Raw genomic sequence first — 21130 nt, forward strand, 5'->3', positions numbered from 1 at the left:
GCCCCGGCAGCGCACGAATGACCGATGTCCTTCACGATTGCCATTATCGGCCGGCCCAATGTCGGCAAATCGACGCTGTTCAACCGCCTGGTCGGACAGAAGCTCGCGCTCGTCGACGACCTGCCGGGCGTCACCCGCGACCGCCGCGAGGGCGAGGCGAGGCTCGGCGATCTCGAATTCACCATCATCGATACCGCCGGCCTCGACGAGGGCGCCAAGGGCTCGCTGACCGCGCGCATGCAGGAGCAGACCGAGACCGCGATCGCGCAGGCCGACGCGCTGTTCTTCGTCATCGATGCCCGCGTCGGCCTCACGCCCACCGACCGCGCCTTCGCCGATTTCGCCCGCAAGGCCAACAAGCCCGTGCTGCTGGTTGCCAACAAGAGCGAGGGCAAGCACGGCGATGCCGGCGCGATGGAATCCTTTGCACTCGGCCTCGGCGATCCCATCCAGATCTCGGCCGAGCATGGCGAAGGCATGGGCGAGCTCTACGATGAACTCGCCAAGCTGATGCCGGAGCCCGTCGACGACGACGAGACCGAGGACGACGAGCCGCTCACCGAGGAAGAGGCCGCGACGCGCCCGATCCGGGTCGCCATCGTCGGCCGGCCCAATGCCGGCAAGTCGACGCTGATCAACCATCTGCTCGGCGAGGAACGCCTGCTGACGAGCCCGGAGGCCGGCACCACGCGCGATTCCATCGCGGTCGAGATCAACTGGAAGGGCCGCGAGTTTCGCGTGTTCGATACCGCCGGTCTCCGCCGGCGCTCCCGCATCGAGGAGAAGCTGGAAAAGCTCTCGGTCGCCGACGCCCTGCGTGCGGTCCGTTTTGCCGAAGTCGTCGTGATGATGATGGATTCGCAGAACCGCTTCGAGGAGCAGGATTTGCGCATCGCCGATCTGATCGAACGCGAGGGCCGCGCGGTCGTGCTCGCCGTCAACAAATGGGACCTGATGGAGAGCAAGGGGGGCGGCGCGATCTCGGGCCTGCGCCGCGATGCCGACCATTGGCTGCCGCAGATCAAGGGCGTGCCGATCGTCGCGGTCTCGGGCCTGATGGGCGAGGGCATCGATCGGCTGATGCAGGCAATCCAGGACGCCTACGCGCTCTGGAACCGGCGCGTGTCGACTTCGGCGTTGAACCGCTGGTTCGAGCAGGCTGTCCAGGCCAATCCGCCGCCCGCCGTGTCCGGCCGACGGCTCAAGCTCAATTACATCACGCAGACCAAGGCGCGCCCGCCGAGCTTTGTACTGTTCTGCTCGCGCGCGGACGCGGTGCCGCAGTCCTATCTGCGCTACCTCATCAATTCCATGCGCGAGACTTTCGAACTGCCGGGCACGCCGGTGCGCATTACTCTCCGTGAAAAGGCCAATCCCTTTGCGCACAAGCGCAAGCGCCCGTCGTGAGTGACGGCGCCGGCGAGGCGACGGCGCAAGGCGCCGTGCCGGCGAGGCGCGGCGCGGTCGCCTTCATCTTCGTCACCATCCTCTTGGACATGCTCGCGCTCGGCGTGATCATGCCGATCCTGCCGAAGCTGATCGAGAGCTTCGTCGACAACGATACCGCCCACGCCGCCCGCATCTTCGGCCTGTTCGGCACCGCCTGGGCGCTGATGCAGTTCGTGTTCTCGCCGTTGCTCGGCGCGCTGTCGGACCGTTTCGGGCGGCGGCCGGTGGTGTTGCTGTCGAATTTCGGCCTTGCCGCCGACTACGTGCTGATGGCGCTGGCGCCGTCCCTGGTGTGGTTGTTCGTCGGCCGCGTCATCTCCGGCATCACCTCGGCCAGCATCTCGACGGCCTTTGCCTATATCGCCGACATCACGCCGCCGGAGCGGCGCGCGGCGGTCTTCGGCCGGATTGGCGCGGCGTTCGGCGCCGGATTCATTCTTGGGCCAGCGCTCGGCGGCCTGCTCGGCGATATCGATCCGCGCTTGCCGTTCTGGGCGTCGGCAGCCCTCAGCTTCGCCAATGCGCTCTATGGGCTATTCGTCCTGCCGGAATCGCTCGCGCCCGACAAGCGCGCGCCGTTCCGCTGGCGGAGCGCCAGTCCGGTCGGGGCGCTCCGCCTATTGCGCTCCAATGCAGTGCTCGCTGCGTTGTCCGTCGTCAATTTCATCGCGCAGGTCGCACATGTCGTGCTGCCCTCGACCTTCGTGCTCTATGCGACCTATCGCTACGGTTGGGATTCCAAGACCGTGGGATTGACGCTGGCGATGGTCGGCATCTGCGCCATGGTGGTGCAGGGGCTTGCGATCGGCCCGATCGTGCGCGTGCTCGGCGAGCGGAACGCGCTGTTGCTGGGCCTGTGTTGTGGCGCGCTCGGCTTCGTCGTCCTGGGCGCTGCGCCGACCGGGCCGCTGTCCTGGATCGGGATTCCCATTCTGGCGCTGTGGGGCATCTCGGGTGCCGCGTCGCAGGCATTGATGACGCGGCTGGTCGCGGCCGAGCAGCAGGGCCAGCTCCAGGGCGCGACCGCGAGCGTGCAGAGCGTCTCGCAGCTCGTCGGCCCGTTCCTGTTCACGCTGACCTTTTCCTATTTCATCAGCGCGGGCGCGCCGCTGCATCTGCCCGGCGCACCGTTCCTGCTCGCGGCAGCGCTGATGGTGGTCTGCGTGGCGATCGCGGTGCGGACGCTGGGGGCGGCGAAGGCAGGATCGTAGGGTGGGCAAAGGCGCGCCGCGCCGTGCCCACCATCTGTTCATGATAGCAAGAAGTCGTGGGCACGCTTCGCTTTGCCCACCCTACGGCAGTTGTTCCTTCGTCATTCCGGGGCGATGCGAAGCATCGAACCCGGAATCTCGAGATCCCGGGTCGGGTGCTTGCGCACCATCCCGGGATGACCGCTACGCGGTCACTTCTTCACCAGCGGGCAGTCGCTGTCCTTGAGCGGCTTGGCCGCGTCTTCCGCCGAGATCGTGGCGATCTGCTTGTAATAGTCCCACGGCCCCTTCGACTCCTCGGGCTTCTTCACCTCGAACAGGTAAGCGGGGATGAGGCGGCGGCCGTCCTGGCGCAGCGGACCGTTGCCGAACAGCGGATCGTCGGTCGGCAGCTCCTTCATCTTGGCGACGACCTTGGCGCCGTCATGCGGATTGCCGCCGAGTGCGTCCATCGCCTTCAGATAGTGCAGCACCATCGCGTAGTTGCCGGCCTGCGTCATCGAGGGCATCGCGTTCTTGCTGGCCAGCGCCGAGAAACGCTTGGACCATTCGCGGGTCTTGTCGTTCAGGTCCCAGTAGAACGATTCGGTGAAGGTCAGGCCCTGGGCGGTCTTGAGGCCCAGCGAATGCACGTCGTTGATGAACAGCAGCAGGGCCGCGAGCTTCTGGCCGGCGGAGACGATGCCGAATTCGGCCGCCTGCTTGATCGAGTTCGTGGTGTCGCCGCCGGCGTTGGCAAGGCCTACCACCTTGGACTTGGAGGATTGCGCCTGCAGCAGGAAGGATGAGAAGTCCGCGGTATTGATCGGATGCTTGACGCTGCCGAGCACCTTGCCGCCGTTCGCGGTCACGACCGCCGTGGTGTCGCGTTCGAGCGCGTGGCCGAAGGCATAATCCGCAGTCAGGAAGAACCAGCTGTCGCCGCCGGCCTTGGTCAGCGCCTTGCCGGTGCCGTTGGCCAGCATGTAGGTGTCATAGGTGTAGGAGATCGTGTTCGGCGTGCAGGCCTTGCCGGTGAGGTCGGCGGAGGCGGCGCCGGAATTCAGCAGCACCGCATTCTTTTCCTTGACAAGGTTGCTGACCGCCAGGGCGACACCGGAGTTCGGCGTGTCGGCGATCGCGTCGACCTTCTCGTTGTCGATCCACTGCCGGGCGATGTTGACGCCGACGTCGGGCTTGTTCTGGTGATCGCCGCTGATGACGTCGATCTTCCAGCCCTTCTTGAGCAGGCCGGAATCCTCGACCGCCATCTTGATCGCAACCACGGAGTTGGGGCCGCCGATGTCGGCATAGAGGCTCGACATGTCGTTGAGCACGCCGATCTTGACGGTCTTGTCCTGCGCGTAGGCGGATGTTGCAAAACCGAAGGCGGCACAGGCCAGAAGGGCCGCGGAGCGGCGCGCGAACGTCGTCGTCATAAAAGGTTTCCTCCCTTGTCAAATATGCGGACGGCTCTCTTGCGAAGCCTTGTTCCGGCTGATTGGCTCTAGCCTTTCCCAGGGCCGGCGGCAATGCGCCTAAAGCCGGATGACGCTGCGTCGTAGCGTCATCCTTCGGTTAACTTTTGGGCAAAATGCGTTGAGACGCTATTTGAGCGCGTCCGATGTCAGCTTGAATTTCTGGATGCGCTTTCCGGTATCGACCTCGGCGGTATAGACGTTACCCCTCGCGTCGATCGCCATGGCATGCACCCAGTGGAATTGACCGGCGTTGCGGCCGTTGTGCCCGAAGCTGCCGACCACGCTACCATCTTCGCGCTTGATGACCCTGATCTCGTTGTTCTCGCCATCGGCGCTGAGCAGATAGGTCTGCTTCGGATCGGGCCAGATCGCGACGTCCCACACCGCGCCGTTGCCGAGTGTGTTCTTCTCGAAGAAGAACTCCTTCACGAAGCTGCCGTCCTTCCTGAACACCTGGATACGGTTGTTGATGCGGTCGCAGACATAGACGAGGCCGTCATTGGCAAGCTTCACGCAGTGGACCGGGTTGCCGAATTGCTGCGCGACCTGCGCCTTGGGATCGTAGGGCGCCTGCTTGGCGTCGTCGGGCTTGTTGCCGTAGGCCCCCCAGTGTCGCTTGTAGGCCAGCGTCGTCGCATCGAACACGATGACACGGCGGTTGCCGTAGCCGTCGGCGACGTAGATTTCGTTCGCCTCCTTGTCGAGTGCGGTCTCGGCGGGCTTGCCGAGCTGCGTCGTGTCGTTGCTGCCGAGGCTCGGGGCGAACTTGCCGATCTGGGCGACGAACTTGCCGTCGAGCGTGAACTTCAAAATGGCGTTGTCGTTGTCGGCATTGCCGCCGACCCAGACGAAGCCGCGCTCGTCGACCTCGATGCCGTGCTCGCGGCCGACCCATTCATAGCCCTGGCCGGGACCGCCCCAGGACCGCAGCAGATTGCCGTCGGCGTCGAACTCGAGCACGGGCGGCGCCGACACGCAGCATTTCGAGCGCGGCGGAGTGAGGCTTGCGCCTTTCTCGTCGTCGGTGAGCGAGCGCGGGCGATGGATCACCCAGATATGGCCCTGCCAGTCGATCGTGATGCCGCCGACCTGGCCGAGGATCCAGTTGTTGGGCAGCTGCTTCGGCCAGGAGGGATCGACCGCGAAGGTCGGGACGTCGCCGGCATTCGATGCAACCGGAGACGCGAGCGCGACGGCTGCGATCAGAATGGAGAGTGCGTGACGTGCGAGCGCAGACGCAAAGCCTGCGCGATCATGCCATGGCGCCATGGCAACCTCCCTTTTTTGGCGTGCGGCTTGCTGCCGCTTGCGCGCGGGCAGTCAATCGCGGGGAGGCAGGCGAGTCAATCAGGCAAGGAAATTACGCAGGCGAGCGGAAGCTCATCAGGTTGCGGGTCTTGTAGTCATAGAACTTGCCGGTCTCGGTCCAGTCAGGCGCGCACATCGGCACGATGAATTCGGCGACCTGCTCGGGCGTGTCGAGCGTCGCGGGGTCTTCGCCCGGCATCAGCGTGGCGCGCATGCGGGTGCGGACCGGGCCGGGGTTGAACAGGTTGACGCGGAGCTTCGTGTTCGCGGTCTCCTGCGCCCAGGCGCGCGCCAGCGTCTCCAGCGCGGCCTTGGACGCTGCGTAGGGGCTGACATAGGCGGTCGCCTTGTTGGCGGCGCCCGAGGTGATGAACACGGCGCGGCCCGCATCCGACTGCTTCAGCAGCGGCTCCATGCAGCGGATCAGCTGGAAGTTGGCGGAGACGTTCACGGCCATCACGTCGGTGAAGGTCTTCAGCTCGATATGGCCGATCGGCGAGGAGGGGCCGAGCACGCCGGCATTGCCGACGAGGATGTCGAGCTTGCCATAGCGCTCGTGCAGGCCGGCGCCGAGCCGCGCGATGCCGTCGGAATCGGTGAGGTTGAGCGGCACCAGGGTGGCGCTGCCGCCGATCTTCCGGATCTCGTCATCGAGCTCCTCGATCCCGCCTTGCGTGCGCGCCACCGCCACGATATGCGCGCCGGCTTTGGCGAGCGCGATTGCTGCGGCATAGCCGATGCCGCGCGAGGCGCCGGTGACGAGAGCAATGCGATCAGCGAGGAGTTTTGTCATGGCGGGGTTTTACAGGCGTGGATGGCCGGGACAAGCCCCCATCCGCATCTGTCATTTCCGGGATGGTGCGAAGCACCAGACCTCAGATGCGCAATCGCGCATCGGGGAATCTCGAGATCCCGGGCTCGATGCTTCGCATCGCCCCGGGATGACGACTACGCCGTCAGCTCGCCTCAGCCAGCAGGGACAGCTGCCGGGGCTGCTGCTCGGTCTGGGTCTGGTCGGTGAGGTGAGTCGGATAGGCGCCGGTAAAACAATGATCCGAGAACTTCGGATTGGCCGGGTCGCGGCCGGGCTCGCCCATGGCGCGGTACATGCCGTCGATCGACAGGAAGGCGAGCGAGTCGGCGCCGATGATCTCGCGCATCTCCTCCAGCGAATGCGTCGCGGCCAGGAGGCCGCCGCGGTCGGGCAGGTCGATGCCGTAATAATCGGGATAGAGGATCGGCGGCGAAGCGAGGCGGAAGTGCACTTCCTTGGCGCCGGCATCGCGCATCATGCGCACGATCTTCTTCGAGGTGGTGCCGCGCACCAGCGAGTCGTCGATCAGGATGATGCGCTTGCCTTCGATCGCGGCGCGGTTGGCCGAATGCTTCATGCGCACGCCGGATTCGCGGATCGCCTGCGTCGGCTGGATGAAGGTGCGGCCGACATAGTGGTTGCGGATGATGCCGAGCTCGAACGGCACGCCCGAATGCTGGCTGTAGCCGACCGCGGCGGGCACGCCGGAATCCGGCACCGGCACGACGACGTCGATCGGCACGTGGCTCTCGCGCGCGAGCTGCGCACCGAAGGCCTTGCGGACCTCGTAGACCGAGCGGCCGTGGACGATGGAGTCCGGGCGGGCGAAATAGATGTATTCGAAGATGCAGGGACGCGGCGCCATCGGCGGGAACGGCTTGTGGATGTCCTGGCCGTTCTCGTCGAACACGATGACTTCGCCCGGCTCGATGTCGCGGATGAAGCGCGCGCCGATGATGTCGAGCGCGCAGGTCTCCGAGGTCAGGATCGGGCAGCCGTCGAGCTCGCCGAGCACCAGGGGACGGATGCCGCGCGGATCGCGCGCGCCGACCAGCTTCTTGTTGGTGAGCGAGACCAGCGCATAGGCCCCCTCGATCTCGCGCAGCGCGTCGATGTAGCGCTCGATGAAGCGGCTGCGCCTGGAGCGCGCGACCAGATGCAGGATCACCTCGGTGTCGGTGGTCGACTGCATCATGGCGCCGTGGCGCACCAGCTCGCGGCGCAGCGTCAGGCCGTTGGTGAGGTTGCCGTTATGGGCGACCGCCAGACCGCCGGCATTGAGCTCGGCGAACAGCGGCTGCACGTTGCGCAGGATGGTGGCGCCGGTGGTGGAGTAGCGGACATGGCCGACGGCCATATTGCCGGGGAGGCGGTCGATTACTTCGCGGCGGGAGAAGGTGTCGCCGACGAGGCCGAGGCGGCGTTCACTGTGGAAGCGGCTGCCGTCGTAGGAGACGATGCCGGCGGCTTCCTGGCCGCGGTGCTGAAGGGCGTGCAGACCAAGCGCGGTGATGGCGGCGGCGTCCGGGTGACCATAGATGCCGAAGACGCCGCATTCCTCGCGCAGCGTATCTCCCTCCAGGTCGTCCTGAACCTCTAGAGCGGCCGGGCTTGGGCCGGCGTTTGGATCGAGATCAAGTTGGGCGTCCTGGTCAGGGTGTCGCATCTCGTCCGCGCCTCTCTTTAAGGGCAATCAACGCGCCGCAGGTTTCTCGATCAGTTTCTTCAAACTGTCACGAGCAGGTTTACTGTATCCGTCGCCACTGCCCGAAGGCTGCTGCTCGGATTCAGCTTGATCATCATCTGGTTTGTTTTTCTTGAATCTCTTCAAGATGGTGTTCTCGGGGTCGTCAGGCAAGAGGGCCATTAGCCAATCCCCGGTTCCCTGGAGCACAACGCGGGATTTGGCCCCCGTCACCCAGTCCGGGCGCTGCTTGTCCGGAACCAGCCAGGTGAAGAACAGGAAGGCGACCACGACGATCAAAAGCCCGCGAGCCAGGCCAAACAGGAAGCCGAGGGTGCGGTCCAGCGCGCCGATCCTGGAATCCAGGATCATGTCGGAGATCCGGACCGTGATCACGGAGACCACGACCAGGGTGCCGACGAAAACGCCGGCGACGACGACCACGCTCGCGACGGTATCGTTGTTGAAATAGCTCTTGGCGGTCGGCAGCAGCTTCGAGAAGGAGTACAGCGTCACGATCGCCGCAGCGCCCCAGGCCGCGATCGACAGGATTTCGCGCATGAAGCCGCGGACCATCGCGAGCAGGCCCGAGATCAGCATCACACCGAGCAGGATCAGGTCGAGGAGTGTTACTGGCATCGGCTGGTCTGGTCCGCTCGTACGTCGAAGGTGCTCTAGCGAATCGGTGTTTGGCCGCTGCCCTAAAAGAGGGGCAGACGGCGTTCCCGGCAAGGCCGCAACCACGCAATCCCATGCTGCTTTTGTGACGGCTGTATAGCGGCGGGGGCCTCCGGCGTCACCTCCACCTAACCCTCTCCACGGCGGAATCTTGCCGGTGTGGCATTTTTCTCTGCCGGCGCGTTCGATTCGCCCCGGCGCGAGCCCTTGGCGGCAATCTCTGCGACCAATGTCGTCAGGCTGTTGACCGCGTTCAGGGACAGTCCGGCGTCACCGCCGGCATCCCCGCCTCGGGCCGATTCGGGCAGCACGGCGCGCTTGAAGCCCAGCTTGACCGCCTCCTTGAGCCGGGCCGGGGTCTGCGCCACCGGCCGGATCACGCCAGAAAGTGAAATCTCGCCGAAATAGACCGCATCCGTGGGTAACTGCGCGTTAACCAGGGAGGACACCAGCGCGGCCGCGGCGGCCATGTCGGCCGCGGGCTCGTGGATGCGCAGGCCTCCCGCCACGTTCAGATAGACGTCGTGGCCCGACAGCTTGACCCCGCAATGGGCCTCCAGCACCGCCAGCACCATCGAGAGCCGACTCTGATCCCAGCCCACCACGGCCCGTCGCGGGGTGCCGAGCGAGGTCGGCGCCACCAGCGCCTGCAATTCGACCAGGACGGGCCGCGTGCCCTCGATGCCCGCGAACACTGCGGTGCCGGGCGTGCCGAGATCACGCTCGGACAGGAACAGCTCGGAGGGATTGGTGACCTCGCGCAGGCCAAGGCCCGTCATTTCGAACACGCCGATCTCGTCGGTCGGGCCGAAACGGTTCTTCACGGCGCGCAGGATGCGGAACTGCTGCGAGCCTTCGCCCTCGAACGACAGCACGGCGTCGACCATGTGCTCGACCACGCGGGGGCCGGCAATCTGGCCGTCCTTGGTGACATGGCCGACCAGGATGATGGCCGCACCGGTTTTCTTCGCAAAGCGGATCAGCGCCTGCGCCGAGGCGCGCACCTGGGTCACCGTACCCGGCGCGGATTCCACCGTGTCGGTCCACATCGTCTGGATCGAATCGATCACGATCAACCGCGGGACCGCGCCCTCGGACAGCGTCGAGACGATGTCCTCGACCGAGGTCTCGGCGGCGAGCTGCACCGGCGCATCGGACAGCCCGAGCCGTTCGGCGCGCAGGCGCACCTGCGCGACGGCTTCTTCGCCGGAGATGTAGACGATGCGGTGGCCGGCGCGTGCCATCATGCTGGTGGCCTGCGTCAGCAATGTCGACTTGCCGATGCCGGGATCGCCGCCGACCAGCAGCACCGAGCCGCGCACGAAGCCGCCGCCGGTGACGCGGTCGAGCTCGGTCATCCCTGAGGACAGGCGCGGCGCATCCTGGGTTTTCCCCGACAGGCTCTCCAGCGCAAACGTCCGTCCCTTACGCTTGGAGCGGATCGAGACGGGGATGCTGCCGCTGGTGTCCTCCTCGGCAAGCGTATTCCACTCGCCGCAGGATTCGCACTTGCCCTGCCAGCGGTTATAGGCCGCGCCGCAGTTCTGGCAGACGAAGGAAAGCGTGTTCTTGGCCATGGGGCGTCAATCGTGCTCAGGGAGATTGCGTCGCGTTCCATAGCATGGAGAGCCCGGCCGCGACCATGATCGCGTCCATCAGCAGGCGGAACACGTCCGGCTTCAGGTGCAGCACGAAGCGTTTTGCGATGAAGGCGCCCGACATCAGCGAGGCACCCGCGATCAGGCCCTTCATGAAGACATCGCCGGTCAGCGCGCCGAAACGCTCGAAGGTCACCGATTTCGCGAAGTAGAGGCCGAGCGAGGAGGCCGCCTCGGTGGCGAGGAAAGCGCCCTTGCTGAGTCCGTAGAACAGGAACAGCGGCACGCTGAGCGGGCCGGTCGAGACCACGATGCCGGTGAGATAGCCGATCACGGCGCCGCCGATCGCCAGATGCCAGAGATTGGCCTTGAGGTCGTGCCGCGCCAGCCAGTGCCGCACCGGCACCATCGCGATCAGGAATATGCCGATGGCGAGGTCCACCGCATGAGAAGGCAGCGCCAGCAGCGTCCGTGCGCCGAGCACGGCGGCCGGAATGCCCGTGACCGAATAGGCCGCGCAGGCCCGCCAGTCGACCTCTCGCCACCAGGCCAGGATCCGCGAAAAGTTCGCCATCACGGACGCGACCGCCATGATCGGCACCGCTTCCTTCGGCCCATAGGCATAGACCAGCACCGGCATCAGCATGATCGACGAGCCGGTGCCCACGATGCCTGAAATGGTGCCGGCGACGAGGCCGACGATGAGGACGAAGAGGAAGGCCAAAACGCTCTCCACGAATCGGGAGAGTTTAGCCGCGGGCAGCGATATGGGCGATTCGTGCTAGGCGAGGGAACCTATTGCGCTACGCATCGGCATGCCGGTCTGGGCGCCGGCCTTGAGACATTTCAATGCGGCGGCTTCGCAGCTCACCTCGAGCGCACGCGGCAGCGACGCGCCTTCACCGAGCATGGCCGCAAACGCGCCGACAAAGGTGTCGCCAGCGCCGGTCGTGTCCACCGGCGTGATGCACGGGGCGGGCGCACGCAGGCGGGTGCCGTCGGCCGCCACGGCCAGCGCGCCTTGCGCACCGGCGGTCACGATGCAGGTGAGGTCGCCGGCCCTGGCGAGGTCCGCGGCAGCGGCCTCGTAACTGGACGTAGCGAGGTCGATGGCGCCGGCGGCGTCCAGCGCCTCGTGCTCGTTGACGAGGAGATGGTCGGTCACGGCAAGAAGCTTTGTCACCATCTCGCGGGTCATCCTCTCCGGGACGGGCGCGAGATTCCAGACGACGGTGCCGGCGGCCAATGTCGTCCTGCGCGCAGCCTCGAGCGCCTGCGCGAAGGGCACTTCCATCTGAAGCACCAGCACCGTGTCGGGACCAAACAGCCTGGCCGGGAGATCCCCGGCATTCGCGGCCATGTTGGCGCCGCTTGCGACCGTGATCGCATTCTCGCCGGCCTGGTCGACCGTGATAAAGGCGCAGCCGGTCGGCTCGTCGGCCCCGACGACGAGGCCGGTGTCGACTTCGTTGGCCCGGAGGTTCTCGATCGCGCTGTTGCCAAACCCGTCCCGGCCGACGCGGCCCGCCATCCGGACTTGTCCCGGTCCCGCGATCCGCGCGGCGGCAACGGCCTGGTTGGCGCCCTTGCCGCCGAAATGCGTCTGGTAGGACGGCGCGAGCACCGTCCGGCCGGGGCCTGGAATGATCGGGACCTTCGCGACGAGGTCGATGTTGAGCGACCCGAACACCAGGATCATGGTGGAGAGGCCCTCAGCCTTGCTCGTCCATGACGCGCAGTTTCTCGACCCGACGGCGGAAATCCTCGTCGGTCGAGAATTCCGCGGAGAGGTAGGACGAGACGAGATCCACGGCGAGCCAGGCGCCGACGATCTGCGCGCCGATGCACATGACGTTGACGTCGTCGTGCTCGACGCTCTGATGGGCGGAATGAACGTCGTGACAGACCGCGGCGCGGATGCCCTTCATCTTGTTGGCCGCGATCGAGGCGCCGACGCCGGTGCCGCACACCATGATGCCGCGTGCGGCTTCGCCCGACGTCACCTTCTGCGCCACGGCCCGCGCGATGTCGGGGAAGTCCACCGGCTTGTCGTCATGGGAGCCGACATCGACGATGTCGTGGCCGAGCTTGCGGATGTGGTCGATAACGGTCTGCTTGAGCGGCCAGCCGGCGTGGTCGGATCCGATGACGAGACGCATGTGGTGTCCTTCTTGATTTTTCATTGACCGTGACAGCCGGAAAGCGGCTGTCACGGCTTCTCTTTCGTTCAGCTACGCATGTCGGGCGGCAGCTCGACTCCGTGGAATTTCTTGTAGATCGCGTTGAGCTTGCCGTTCTTGACGTTCTCGGTGATCCAGCCGTTGAGCTTGTCCATCAGGCGCTGCTCGCCTTTCTTCAGGCCGATGGCTAGGTCGAAGGTTGCGAGCGGAATCTTCGACTCGAAGATGCGGGCGGGATTCTTGACGCCGATCTGGTTGATGATCGTGGCCGACGTGCCGACGCAATCGACCTGACCGGAGACGGCCGCCGTGACTTCCGTGGCGTCGTCGTCATAGCGGGCGATCGTCAGCTCCTTGTCCTTCATGTTGGACAGGGTGGTATCCTGCGTGGTCCCGCGCGAGACGCCGATGGTCTTGCCTTTCAGGTCGGGCCAGTCCTTGACGTTCATCGACTTGAGGCAGCCGACGTCGGACTGCAGCGTCGCATAGCGCTTGGTGAAGTCGATGACCTTGGCGCGCTCGGGCGTCACCGACAGGGTCGAGATGATGATGTCGGCCTTGCCGGTCAAGACGTTCGGGATGCGGGTCGCGCCGGTGGTCTGGATGAATTCGAGCTCGAGGCCCCAGTCCTTGGCGAGCAACTGAGCCACCTCGACGTCGGAGCCGGTCGGCTTCATGCTGGAATCCATCATGCCCGAGGGCGGAATCGCAAGATCGGTTGAAATGCGAATCTTCTTGGCCTTCATCACGTCGTCGAGCAGGTCGGCCGATGCCGGCGTGGCGGACAAAATGACGAGGCCGAGCAGCGCGGCGGCGGTCCCCAGCAGTGTCTTGTTGGTCATCCCTAGTTCTCCTCTCCCTGTTATGATTTTAGATTTCCGGTGCCCACGAATTGCGTGAGCTCCGGCGTCGTCGGCGATGTCAGGATCGAGGCGGGGCCGGTCTCGTGAACCTTGCCGCGATGCATGAACACGATCCGGTCGGCGATGCCCTTGGCAAAGCCCATCTCGTGCGTGACCATCACCATGGTCATGCCGTCCGCCGCCAGCTGCTCGATCACCTTCAGTACTTCGGCGGTGAGTTCGGGGTCGAGCGCAGAGGTGACCTCGTCGAACAGCATCACCTTCGGCTGCATGGCGAGCGAGCGCGCGATCGCGGCGCGCTGCTGCTGGCCGCCCGACAATTGCTCGGGATAGGCGTGCAGCTTCTCTTCGAGCCCGACCTGCGCCAGCACCTTGCGCGCGAGGTCCTTGGCCTGCGAATTCGCCAGGCCCTTCACGGCGCAGGGCGCCAGCGTGATGTTCTGCTCGATCGTCAGGTGTGGAAACAGATTATAGCTCTGGAACACGATACCGACGTCCTGGCGCAGCGCGCGCAGATCGACGTCGGGACGGTCGACCCGATGCCCGCAAACGACGATCTCGCCGCCGTCGACCTTCTCGAAACGGTCGATGCAGCGCAGCGCCGTGCTCTTGCCGGAGCCTGAGCGGCCGATCAGCGCCAGCACTTCGCCGCGCTCGACTGCGAAGCTGACGCCATCGAGGACCCGGAGCGAGCCAAAGCTCTTTTGCACGTCGCGGAGCGACACGATTGAGTCGGAGGAGGGGTTCTGTTGCATGTCAGGCCGGCGCGAGGTTGGATCTGCCACGCCCCATCCGCCGTTCCAGCCTCTGGCTGAACAGCGACAGCGGATAGCACATGGCGAAATAGATGACGGCGATGATGGCGTAGATGGCGAAGGGCTCGAACAGCGAGTTGTTGACGATCTGCCCCGAGCGCATCAGCTCGACGAAGCCGACGACGGAGGCGAGCGAGGTGTTCTTGACGATCTGCACCATGAAGCCGACGGTGGGCGGCGTCGCGATGCGAATGGCCTGCGGCAGGATAACTTTCATCATGCGCTGGGTCCGGCTCAGCGCCAGGCCTTCGGCGGCCTCCCATTGCGGCTTCGGCACGGACTGGATGCAGCCGCGCCAGATCTCGCCGAGATAGGCGGCGACGTACAGCGTCAGCGAGGCGCCGGCAGCAGCGAGCGGCGAGACCTTGAGGCCGATCGCGGCGAGACCGAAATAGCCGAGGAACAGGATGACGAGTAGCGGCGTGCCCTGGATGAGCTGGACATAGACGGCGCTGGCAATCCGCACCGATTTCAGCGGCGATATCCGCGCGAGCGCGATCACGAAACCGACGATGCCGCCGCCGATCAGCGCGATCACCGACAAGCCAATGGTCCACAGCGCGCCCTGGCCGAGGAACATCAGATGATTGATGTTGAGATGTCCGCCCATGATCATCTCACAACGGCGTGCCGAGCCGGCGACGGCGCGGAAACAGCACGAGGCCGAGGCCCCAGAAGCCGGCGCGCATCACCAGCGACAGGATGACGTAGAGCACGGCGACGATGATGTAGGTCTCGAACGCGCGATACGTATCCGACTGGATGTAGTTGGCGACGGCGGTGAGCTCCTCGGCCGAGATCTGCGAGCAGACCGAAGAGGCCAGCATCAGCAGCACGAACTGGCTGGTCAACGCCGGATAGACCTTCTCGATCGCCGGCAGCAGGATGATGTGCCAGTAGATCTGGAGGCGCGACAGCGCCAGGCCCTCGGCCGCCTCGATCTGTCCCCGCGGGATCGCCTCGAAGCCGGCGCGCATGATCTCGGCGGTGTAGGCGCCGACGTTGATCGTCAGCGCGGCCACGGCCACCGTGAAAGCGGAGAATTTCAGCCCCAGACTGGCCAGGCCGAAATAGACCAGGAAGATCTGAACCAAGAGCGGCGTGTTGCGGATGGTCTCGACATAGGCCTTGCAGGCGCCTGATATCAGCGCGTTGTGCGTTCCGCGCCCGACCGCCGCGAGCGTGCCGAGGAGGGCGCCGAGCACCGTCGCGAAGGCGGCAAGCTCCAGCGTGAGGACGGCGCCGGCGAGAAAGCTCGGCCAACGCTCCAGCACTGCGGGGAAGTCGAGTTGAAGGCTCATCGCCACCCGTTCAGCCGGTTGTCTGGTTGGTCATGCGGTCGTAGACGCGGAACAGCGCCTGGTTGCCGTTGCTTCCTTCGCCGTGCGCGCGCGCATCGACATACTGGCTGGTCACGAGCGCGGTGCCGGGGAGCGGCACGCTGAGCGCCTGCGCGTGCTCCTGGACCAGGCGGAGGTCCTTGAGCTGGAGATCGATCCGGAAGCCGGCGGAGACGTCGCCTGCGATCATCTGGGGGCCGAGCTTGTCGAGCATCCAGGAGGCCGCGGAGCCACCGAGCAGAACCCGGCGCAGCAGATTGAGATCGAGGCCCGAAGCGCGCCCAAGCGCCAGCGCCTCGCAAATCGCCTGGATGTTGATGCCGCAGATCAGCTGGTTGCAGAGCTTGACGGTCTGGCCGGCGCCGGACGCGCCGACATGCGTGATGGTGGTGCCCATCGCACGGAAGAACGGCTCGGCCTGCGCAAAGGCGTCCGCATCGCCGCCGGCCATGATCGAGAGCGCGGCATTCTTGGCGCCAACCGGCCCGCCGGAGACCGGCGCGTCGATGAAGCCGACGCCGATCTTTTGCAGGTCGGCATGGATGCGGCGGACGGCGACTGGCGAAATCGTGCTCATGTCGACGACGAGCTTGCCTGATGGCGGCGACTTCAGCAGGCCGTGCTCGCCGTAAATGGTCGCCTCGACATGGGGCGTGTCGGGCAGCATGGTGATGACGATGTCGGCGCCTTGCGCGGCATCGGCTGGACTCTTGGCACGAGCAGCGCCTTCCCTGGCGCTGTCGGCCAGTGCCGCCTCGTCGAGATCGAACACGCGAACTGCGTGGCCGGCCATCAGCAAGTTGCGCACCATCTCTCGGCCCATCGTGCCGATGCCGATGAAGCCGACATTGCCCTTGTCGTTCCGTCCCATGTAATCAGTCCGTTTCTTGGTTGATTGGCTTCTTGGTTGACCGCGCTGCCGCGATCATCCCGAGGCGCTGGTCTTGTCGATGTCGCCGACGATGGCGCGCCGCCGGTACTCGTCGCCGATGGCGAAATGCTTGCGCAGCGTCGCGTCCGCCCGCTCCGGGTCGCGCGCAATCACGGCCTCGAAGATGCGGCGGTGATCGTCGATCAGATAGGTCTTCATCGACGGGAAGGCCTGCACCAGCTCACGGCGGCTGCGATGCGAATGGGTCAAGAGGCCGGCCAACGAACCATGCAGGACCGTCAGTGTCTCCGAATGCGAGGCGACGACGATGGCACGGTGGAAGTCGAAATCGGCCATGCCGCCGGCATCGGCCTCGTCGATCGTCTCGCCGATCTTCGCGAGCGCGCGCTGCAGGCGCTCGAAATCTGCAATGTTGGCACGCTCGCAGGCGAGGCGGATCGCCTGGCATTCGATCGCGACGCGCGCCTGCATGACGTCGTCGAGCATGTCCGCCTGCTGGGCGAGCGCGAAGGTGAAGAAGTCGTTCAGCACCGACACGTCCGGCCGGGTCACCACGGTGCCGATGCGATCGCGGATCTCGACGATGCCGAGCACGGTGAGGGCACGCAGTGCCTCGCGGACGATCGGCCGGCTGACGCCGAGGAGAGTTGCCAGCTCGCGTTCCGAGATGAGGCGGTCGCCGGGCTTGAGCGAGCCGGCGAGCAGGCGTTCGCGCAGGAAGGCGAACACCTTCTCGAACCCTTTTTCGCCTTCGGTGGCCCGCTTGAGCTCCATTCCCGTCCCGCTGGTCTGATCTTGGTCAGACCAGTATGCTGACCAAGGGGCTGAGGTCAAGAGGCTCGGCTCTCAAGCCGGCCTCGGTTCCGGCCTTAGTCCACCGGGAGCCGCTTTTGGCCGTCGATGTCGACATCGCCCAGTCCGTGATCGGGTCGTCGGGGCGGCATCGAGGCGGCGCTCGCGGCAAACTGGACGGCGAAGCTCGACTATCTCCACATCGACCTTGGCAGCACCTATTCGACGAAGACGTTCATTCTCGACAACGACGAGTTACCGATCCGACATCCGCAACAATGTCGATCGCGTCGGCTTCAACTCAGCGGACGATCCTCGCAGCGATACTGACACCCATTGCGGGTCGGAGTTTCGGAAACGCTTGAACGTCACGTTCTGCGCCTGTGCGGCACCAATGCAGGCGAGCGACATCGCAGCGATCAGAATAATTCGCACCGCGAATAATCTCGGAATAGATCAGGTGGGCTAAGAAATTATCGCGAAACTGGCGCAACCATGGCTTTCGTGTCGGACACCGTCCAGTCGCTCAGGGTTGGCAACCCTTCTCCTGTTCGGCCAAAGATGGCAGCGATCGGGTTCGATCTTGCGGCGCGCTCTCCGAGTTGCCATCATCCGTGCGAACCGCGATCATGATGCCGTGACTCTCAATTCTCTCAGAAGCAATGTCCGTCGCCTTTACGAGGGCGCAACGCCAAGCGGCGTGCGCTTCCGCTACGCGCTGCTCGCCTTCGACATCGTGACGGTGCTGTTCATCATCGCAACCTCGTTCCTGCCGCCCAGTGAGATCGTTGAAACGCTCGATGTCCTGTTCGGCGTCACGTTACTCGCCGACTTCTCGGCGCGGCTTCTGGTCGATCGGCATCCGTTTCGAAAATTCAGTCAACTCGCGACTTGGGCTGACATGGTTGCGATCGTATCGTTCCTGGCACCGCTTGCCGGCGAGGCGGGCGGCTTTTTCCGGATCTTGCGAACGTTGGGCCTGCTTCGCGACTACCAGATGCTGGTGAGGTTGCGCATGGATTCTCCCTTCTTCCGTCGCAACGAAGACGTCATCTTCGCCGTCACGAACCTGGCCGTCTTCATCTTCGTCATGACCGGGATCGTTTACGAGACCCAGAAGTTTCGCAACGATGAGATCCGGAACTATGCCGATGCCCTGTATTTCACCGTCACGGCGCTGACAACGACCGGCTTTGGCGACATTACCCTGCCGGGCACGCTCGGTCGCTTGATCACCGTCGTGATCATGATTTTCGGCGTGACGCTGTTCTTCAATCTCGCACGCGCGCTCCTCAGTCCCCACAAGGTGCGATTTCCGTGCCCGACTTGCGGGCTCCAGAGGCACGATGCCGACGCCGTGCATTGCAAGGCCTGTGGCACCGTTCTCAATATTCCCGACGAAGGGGCCATCTGAATCCCCGAGGTATCGTGCCGGTGTTTTGCCCGACGGCAGGCAGGTCGAATTGCGGAAATCAGTAACTCATTGATCCGACAGCGGTCGGCTACTGTGCATGGGGTTGTTTTTCATATTTTGGTTGAGGCGTCCTGCTGCTGACAGCATGTTGGCAGCAGGGGCTGGCTATGCCCCAGTTCTGACACAACGGGAGGGGTCATGCCGATCGAGGCAAGTTGTCATTGCGGTGAGACGGTGTTCGAGGTGACGGAGGTGCCTTCGAGCGTGACGCGCTGCACCTGCTCGCTCTGCGCCAAGCGCGGCGCGCTGTGGGCCTATTACACGCCGGCGCAGTTTCGTCTGCTGTCACCGCCGGACAATGTCGCGACCTATCTCTGGGGTAGCCGCACCGTCAAACATCATTTCTGTGCAAGCTGCGGCTGCGGCACCTATTCGGAGTCGCCGGACTGGTCGACCGGCAAGCCCGATTTCGACAATCCCAAGGTCGCGGTGAATGCGCGCCTGTTCGACGATTTCGATCTGGAGGCGGTGCCGGTCAACATGATTGACGGCAAGAACTTGTGGTGAGCATGCATGCGCGCAGATGTCCGCTGCACGTTCGCGCTCTTGAGGCCATTTTGAAAAGCTGATTTGGTTCCGGCCCTGGAGAAAAGGGGAGGAAGCCATGATGCGTCTTTTTGCGCGAGTCATGCTCGCAATGTGTCTCGCCGTTGCAGCCGGCTTCAATGTCCAGGCGCAGACCAGGCCGAAGGTGACTTCGCTCGGACCGGACTTCCCCAAGGCAGCGCTGTTCGTCGGCAACAGCTTCTTCTACTACAACAACGGCATGCCCGGGCATCTCACCTTCATGGAGCGGGCTGTGGATCCCGCGAACAAGGCGGTGTACCGCAACACCATGGTGACGATCGGCGGCTCCGGCCTCGATTGGCACGACATGGACAATCTGCTGCGGCCGGGCGGCCTCGGCGCGTATTCCTTCGACGAGCAGAACAACGTCATCTTCAACAAGCCAGGCCGGCAGTACGACGCCGTCGTGATGATGGATTGCAGCCAGTGCCCGATCCATCCGCAATTGAAGGACGCGTTCGCGACTTTCGCGAAGAAGGACAGCGAGATCGTTCGCGTCCACGGCATGCGGCCGGTGCTGTTCATGTCCTGGGCCTATGCTGACAAGCCGGAGATGACGGAATCGTTGGCCGAGGCCTACACGATCGCAGGCAATGCCAACGATGCGTTGGTCATTCCTGCAGGTCTTGCCTTCGCGCGGGTGCGCAAGCTGCGGCCGGAGCTCAATCTGTATGCGCTGGACAAGCGGCATCCGAGTCCGGCGGGCACCTATCTTGCGGCATGCGTGACGTTTGCCGCGTTGACAGGCCGTTCGCCTGTCGACAATGCCTACACTTTGGGGCTGGATGCGGGGACGGCGCAGCTTCTGCAAAAGGCGGCATGGGACACGGTGCAGGACTATTATGGGCGCTGAACTCGGGTGATCGCAGGGTGGGCAAAGGCGCACTTGCGCCGTGCCCACCGTCTGTCTCCGTAAACGAGTTTGGTGGGCACGCTTCGCTTTGCCCACCTACGGCACTTCTGCTATTTCAACACCACCCATGCTGGCGCGTGATCGCTGGCGCCATCCTCGCCGCGGATATTCTTGTCGACGCCGGCCTTGGCCAGGCGCGGGGCGAGGGCTGGGCTGAGCAGGAGATGATCGAGCCGCAGCCCCGCATCGCGCGGCCAGCGGTTCCGCTTGTAGTCCCAGAACGTGTAGATGCGCTGGTCCGGATGCAGCTCGCGGATCGCATCGCACCAGCCTTGCTCGACGAGCGAAGCAAAGGCTGCCCGGCTCTTCGGCTGGATCAGCGCATCCTTGTCCCATGAGCGCGTCGGATAGATGTCGACCTCTGCAGGCGCGACGTTGTAGTCGCCGGCGAGCACGACGGGCAGATCCTGCTTGATGAGGCTCTTGGCGTGGCGCTTGAGGCGCGCGAACCAGTCGAGCTTGAAGTCGAATTTCGGCCCCGGTTGCGGATTGCCGTTCGGCAGATAGATGCTGGTGACGATGATCCCGCGCACGGCGGCTTCGAGATAGCGGGCTTCGAGATCGCTGGGTTTTCCAGGCAAGCGGTCGCGGGTCAGAATGGGCTCTGCATTGCGGGCGAGGATCGCGACACCGTTCCAGGTCTTCTGTCCGCGCCACACCGCGCCATAGCCGGCCTTTTCGATCGCGGCCGCCGGAAATTCGCCATCACTTGCCTTCAATTCCTGAAGCGCGACGACATCGGGCTTTGCCGCGCGCAGCCATGCCAACAGATTGGGCAGGCGGCGGTTGACGTTGTTGATGTTGAATGTCGCGATCTTCATGTAGAGCTACCGGCTCCTGCCTTCCGTACCCGGAGATAAAATGTCCAAGTTGAACTTTGCCGCCATCGTCGTCGCCCTCGCGTTCTCCGGGGCCGCGTCGGCACAATCGTCCGACCCGCGCGGTGCGTGCAAGGCAGACTATGATAAATTCTGCGCCGGCATCGCGCCGGGTGGAGGGCGCGTCGTCGCCTGCCTCACCGACAAGCGCGATCAGCTCAGCGCGACCTGCAAGGCGGCGCTGGACAACAGGAAGAAGAAGTAAGCGATCCCT

21 protein-coding genes and 1 pseudogene are annotated in these 21130 nt (G+C 64.7%); 6 read left to right on the forward strand and 16 right to left on the reverse strand.

Annotated elements, in window-relative coordinates; all coding sequences use genetic code 11:
- The first annotated feature begins 24 nt into the window (after nt 1–24).
- Both der and XI04_RS07865 read left to right on the forward strand, forming a co-directional pair.
- On the forward strand, nt 25–1407 hold the full coding sequence (der, locus tag XI04_RS07860; RefSeq protein WP_018317605.1) for a ribosome biogenesis GTPase Der: 1383 nt from the start codon (nt 25–27) through the stop codon (nt 1405–1407).
- Nucleotides 1404–2660: a TCR/Tet family MFS transporter gene (locus tag XI04_RS07865; protein WP_028145054.1), complete on the forward strand. Its 1257-nt coding sequence runs from the start codon at nt 1404–1406 to the stop codon at nt 2658–2660. The genes der and XI04_RS07865 overlap by 4 nt, the downstream gene beginning before the upstream one ends.
- A 191-nt stretch (nt 2661–2851) precedes the next feature.
- Here the strand turns inward: XI04_RS07865 and XI04_RS07870 are convergent, their stop codons facing one another.
- The 15 genes and pseudogenes from XI04_RS07870 to XI04_RS07940 all read right to left on the reverse strand — a co-directional run bounded on the left by XI04_RS07870 (nt 2852) and on the right by XI04_RS07940 (nt 17066).
- Nucleotides 2852–4078 carry an ABC transporter substrate-binding protein gene (locus tag XI04_RS07870; RefSeq protein ID WP_028145053.1) on the reverse strand — a complete coding sequence of 409 codons (1227 nt, stop codon included), beginning with the start codon at nt 4076–4078 and terminating at the stop codon, nt 2852–2854.
- Between the two features lie 168 nt (nt 4079–4246).
- The gene (locus tag XI04_RS07875) at nt 4247–5389 is read right to left on the reverse strand and encodes a hypothetical protein (protein WP_038972497.1); all 1143 of its coding nucleotides are present in this window, start codon (nt 5387–5389) and stop codon (nt 4247–4249) included.
- A gap of 91 nt (nt 5390–5480) precedes the next feature.
- Nucleotides 5481–6221 (reverse strand): SDR family NAD(P)-dependent oxidoreductase, encoded by a 741-nt coding sequence (locus tag XI04_RS07880; RefSeq protein WP_038972496.1) that lies wholly within the window; start codon nt 6219–6221, stop codon nt 5481–5483.
- A gap of 163 nt (nt 6222–6384) precedes the next feature.
- Nucleotides 6385–7908, reverse strand: a complete 1524-nt coding sequence (gene purF, locus XI04_RS07885; protein ID WP_028145050.1) for an amidophosphoribosyltransferase — start codon at nt 7906–7908, stop codon at nt 6385–6387.
- Nucleotides 7909–7935: 27 nt separating this feature from the next.
- Nucleotides 7936–8565: a CvpA family protein gene (locus XI04_RS07890; protein WP_028145049.1), complete on the reverse strand. Its 630-nt coding sequence runs from the start codon at nt 8563–8565 to the stop codon at nt 7936–7938.
- A gap of 167 nt (nt 8566–8732) precedes the next feature.
- A complete protein-coding gene (gene radA, locus XI04_RS07895) occupies nt 8733–10181 on the reverse strand; it encodes a DNA repair protein RadA (RefSeq protein ID WP_038946489.1) in 1449 nt (482 codons plus the stop codon).
- Nucleotides 10182–10197: 16 nt separating this feature from the next.
- Nucleotides 10198–10926, reverse strand: coding sequence for a sulfite exporter TauE/SafE family protein (locus tag XI04_RS07900; protein ID WP_028145047.1), 729 nt, complete (start codon nt 10924–10926; stop codon nt 10198–10200).
- Nucleotides 10927–10983: 57 nt separating this feature from the next.
- Nucleotides 10984–11901, reverse strand: a complete 918-nt coding sequence (locus tag XI04_RS07905) for a ribokinase (RefSeq protein ID WP_271609720.1) — start codon at nt 11899–11901, stop codon at nt 10984–10986.
- Between the two features lie 13 nt (nt 11902–11914).
- On the reverse strand, nt 11915–12361 hold the full coding sequence (rpiB, locus tag XI04_RS07910; RefSeq protein ID WP_018317596.1) for a ribose 5-phosphate isomerase B: 447 nt from the start codon (nt 12359–12361) through the stop codon (nt 11915–11917).
- Nucleotides 12362–12429: 68 nt separating this feature from the next.
- Nucleotides 12430–13224, reverse strand: a complete 795-nt coding sequence (locus tag XI04_RS07915; RefSeq protein WP_028145045.1) for a transporter substrate-binding domain-containing protein — start codon at nt 13222–13224, stop codon at nt 12430–12432.
- 20 nt (nt 13225–13244) lie between these two features.
- Nucleotides 13245–14000: an amino acid ABC transporter ATP-binding protein gene (locus XI04_RS07920; RefSeq protein ID WP_028145044.1), complete on the reverse strand. Its 756-nt coding sequence runs from the start codon at nt 13998–14000 to the stop codon at nt 13245–13247.
- 1 nt (nt 14001) lies between these two features.
- Nucleotides 14002–14670: an amino acid ABC transporter permease gene (locus XI04_RS07925; RefSeq protein ID WP_026201880.1), complete on the reverse strand. Its 669-nt coding sequence runs from the start codon at nt 14668–14670 to the stop codon at nt 14002–14004.
- A 7-nt stretch (nt 14671–14677) separates the two neighbouring features.
- Nucleotides 14678–15361: an amino acid ABC transporter permease gene (locus tag XI04_RS07930; RefSeq protein WP_028145043.1), complete on the reverse strand. Its 684-nt coding sequence runs from the start codon at nt 15359–15361 to the stop codon at nt 14678–14680.
- A 10-nt stretch (nt 15362–15371) separates the two neighbouring features.
- Nucleotides 15372–16277: pseudogene (locus XI04_RS07935) on the reverse strand (NAD(P)-dependent oxidoreductase); the annotation flags it as partial.
- Between the two features lie 48 nt (nt 16278–16325).
- Entirely contained in the window at nt 16326–17066 is a 741-nt protein-coding gene (locus tag XI04_RS07940) for a FadR/GntR family transcriptional regulator (protein WP_018317590.1), read from the reverse strand.
- A gap of 655 nt (nt 17067–17721) precedes the next feature.
- On the opposite strand from XI04_RS07940, the gene XI04_RS07945 reads away from it, so the two are divergent.
- The 3 genes from XI04_RS07945 to XI04_RS07955 all read left to right on the forward strand — a co-directional run bounded on the left by XI04_RS07945 (nt 17722) and on the right by XI04_RS07955 (nt 19978).
- Nucleotides 17722–18498: a potassium channel family protein gene (locus tag XI04_RS07945; RefSeq protein WP_038972510.1), complete on the forward strand. Its 777-nt coding sequence runs from the start codon at nt 17722–17724 to the stop codon at nt 18496–18498.
- 198 nt (nt 18499–18696) lie between these two features.
- Nucleotides 18697–19065 (forward strand): GFA family protein, encoded by a 369-nt coding sequence (locus tag XI04_RS07950; protein WP_038946492.1) that lies wholly within the window; start codon nt 18697–18699, stop codon nt 19063–19065.
- 97 nt (nt 19066–19162) lie between these two features.
- Nucleotides 19163–19978, forward strand: a complete 816-nt coding sequence (locus tag XI04_RS07955; protein WP_028145039.1) for a DUF4886 domain-containing protein — start codon at nt 19163–19165, stop codon at nt 19976–19978.
- A 110-nt stretch (nt 19979–20088) separates the two neighbouring features.
- Here the strand turns inward: XI04_RS07955 and XI04_RS07960 are convergent, their stop codons facing one another.
- Nucleotides 20089–20859 (reverse strand): exodeoxyribonuclease III, encoded by a 771-nt coding sequence (locus XI04_RS07960; RefSeq protein WP_271609722.1) that lies wholly within the window; start codon nt 20857–20859, stop codon nt 20089–20091.
- Nucleotides 20860–20899: 40 nt separating this feature from the next.
- On the opposite strand from XI04_RS07960, the gene XI04_RS07965 reads away from it, so the two are divergent.
- The gene (locus tag XI04_RS07965; protein ID WP_028145037.1) at nt 20900–21121 is read left to right on the forward strand and encodes a cysteine rich repeat-containing protein; all 222 of its coding nucleotides are present in this window, start codon (nt 20900–20902) and stop codon (nt 21119–21121) included.
- Nucleotides 21122–21130 lie beyond the last annotated feature (9 nt).

This window comes from Bradyrhizobium sp. CCBAU 11430, from assembly GCF_028128855.1.
Lineage (GTDB): Bacteria > Pseudomonadota > Alphaproteobacteria > Rhizobiales > Xanthobacteraceae > Bradyrhizobium > Bradyrhizobium ottawaense.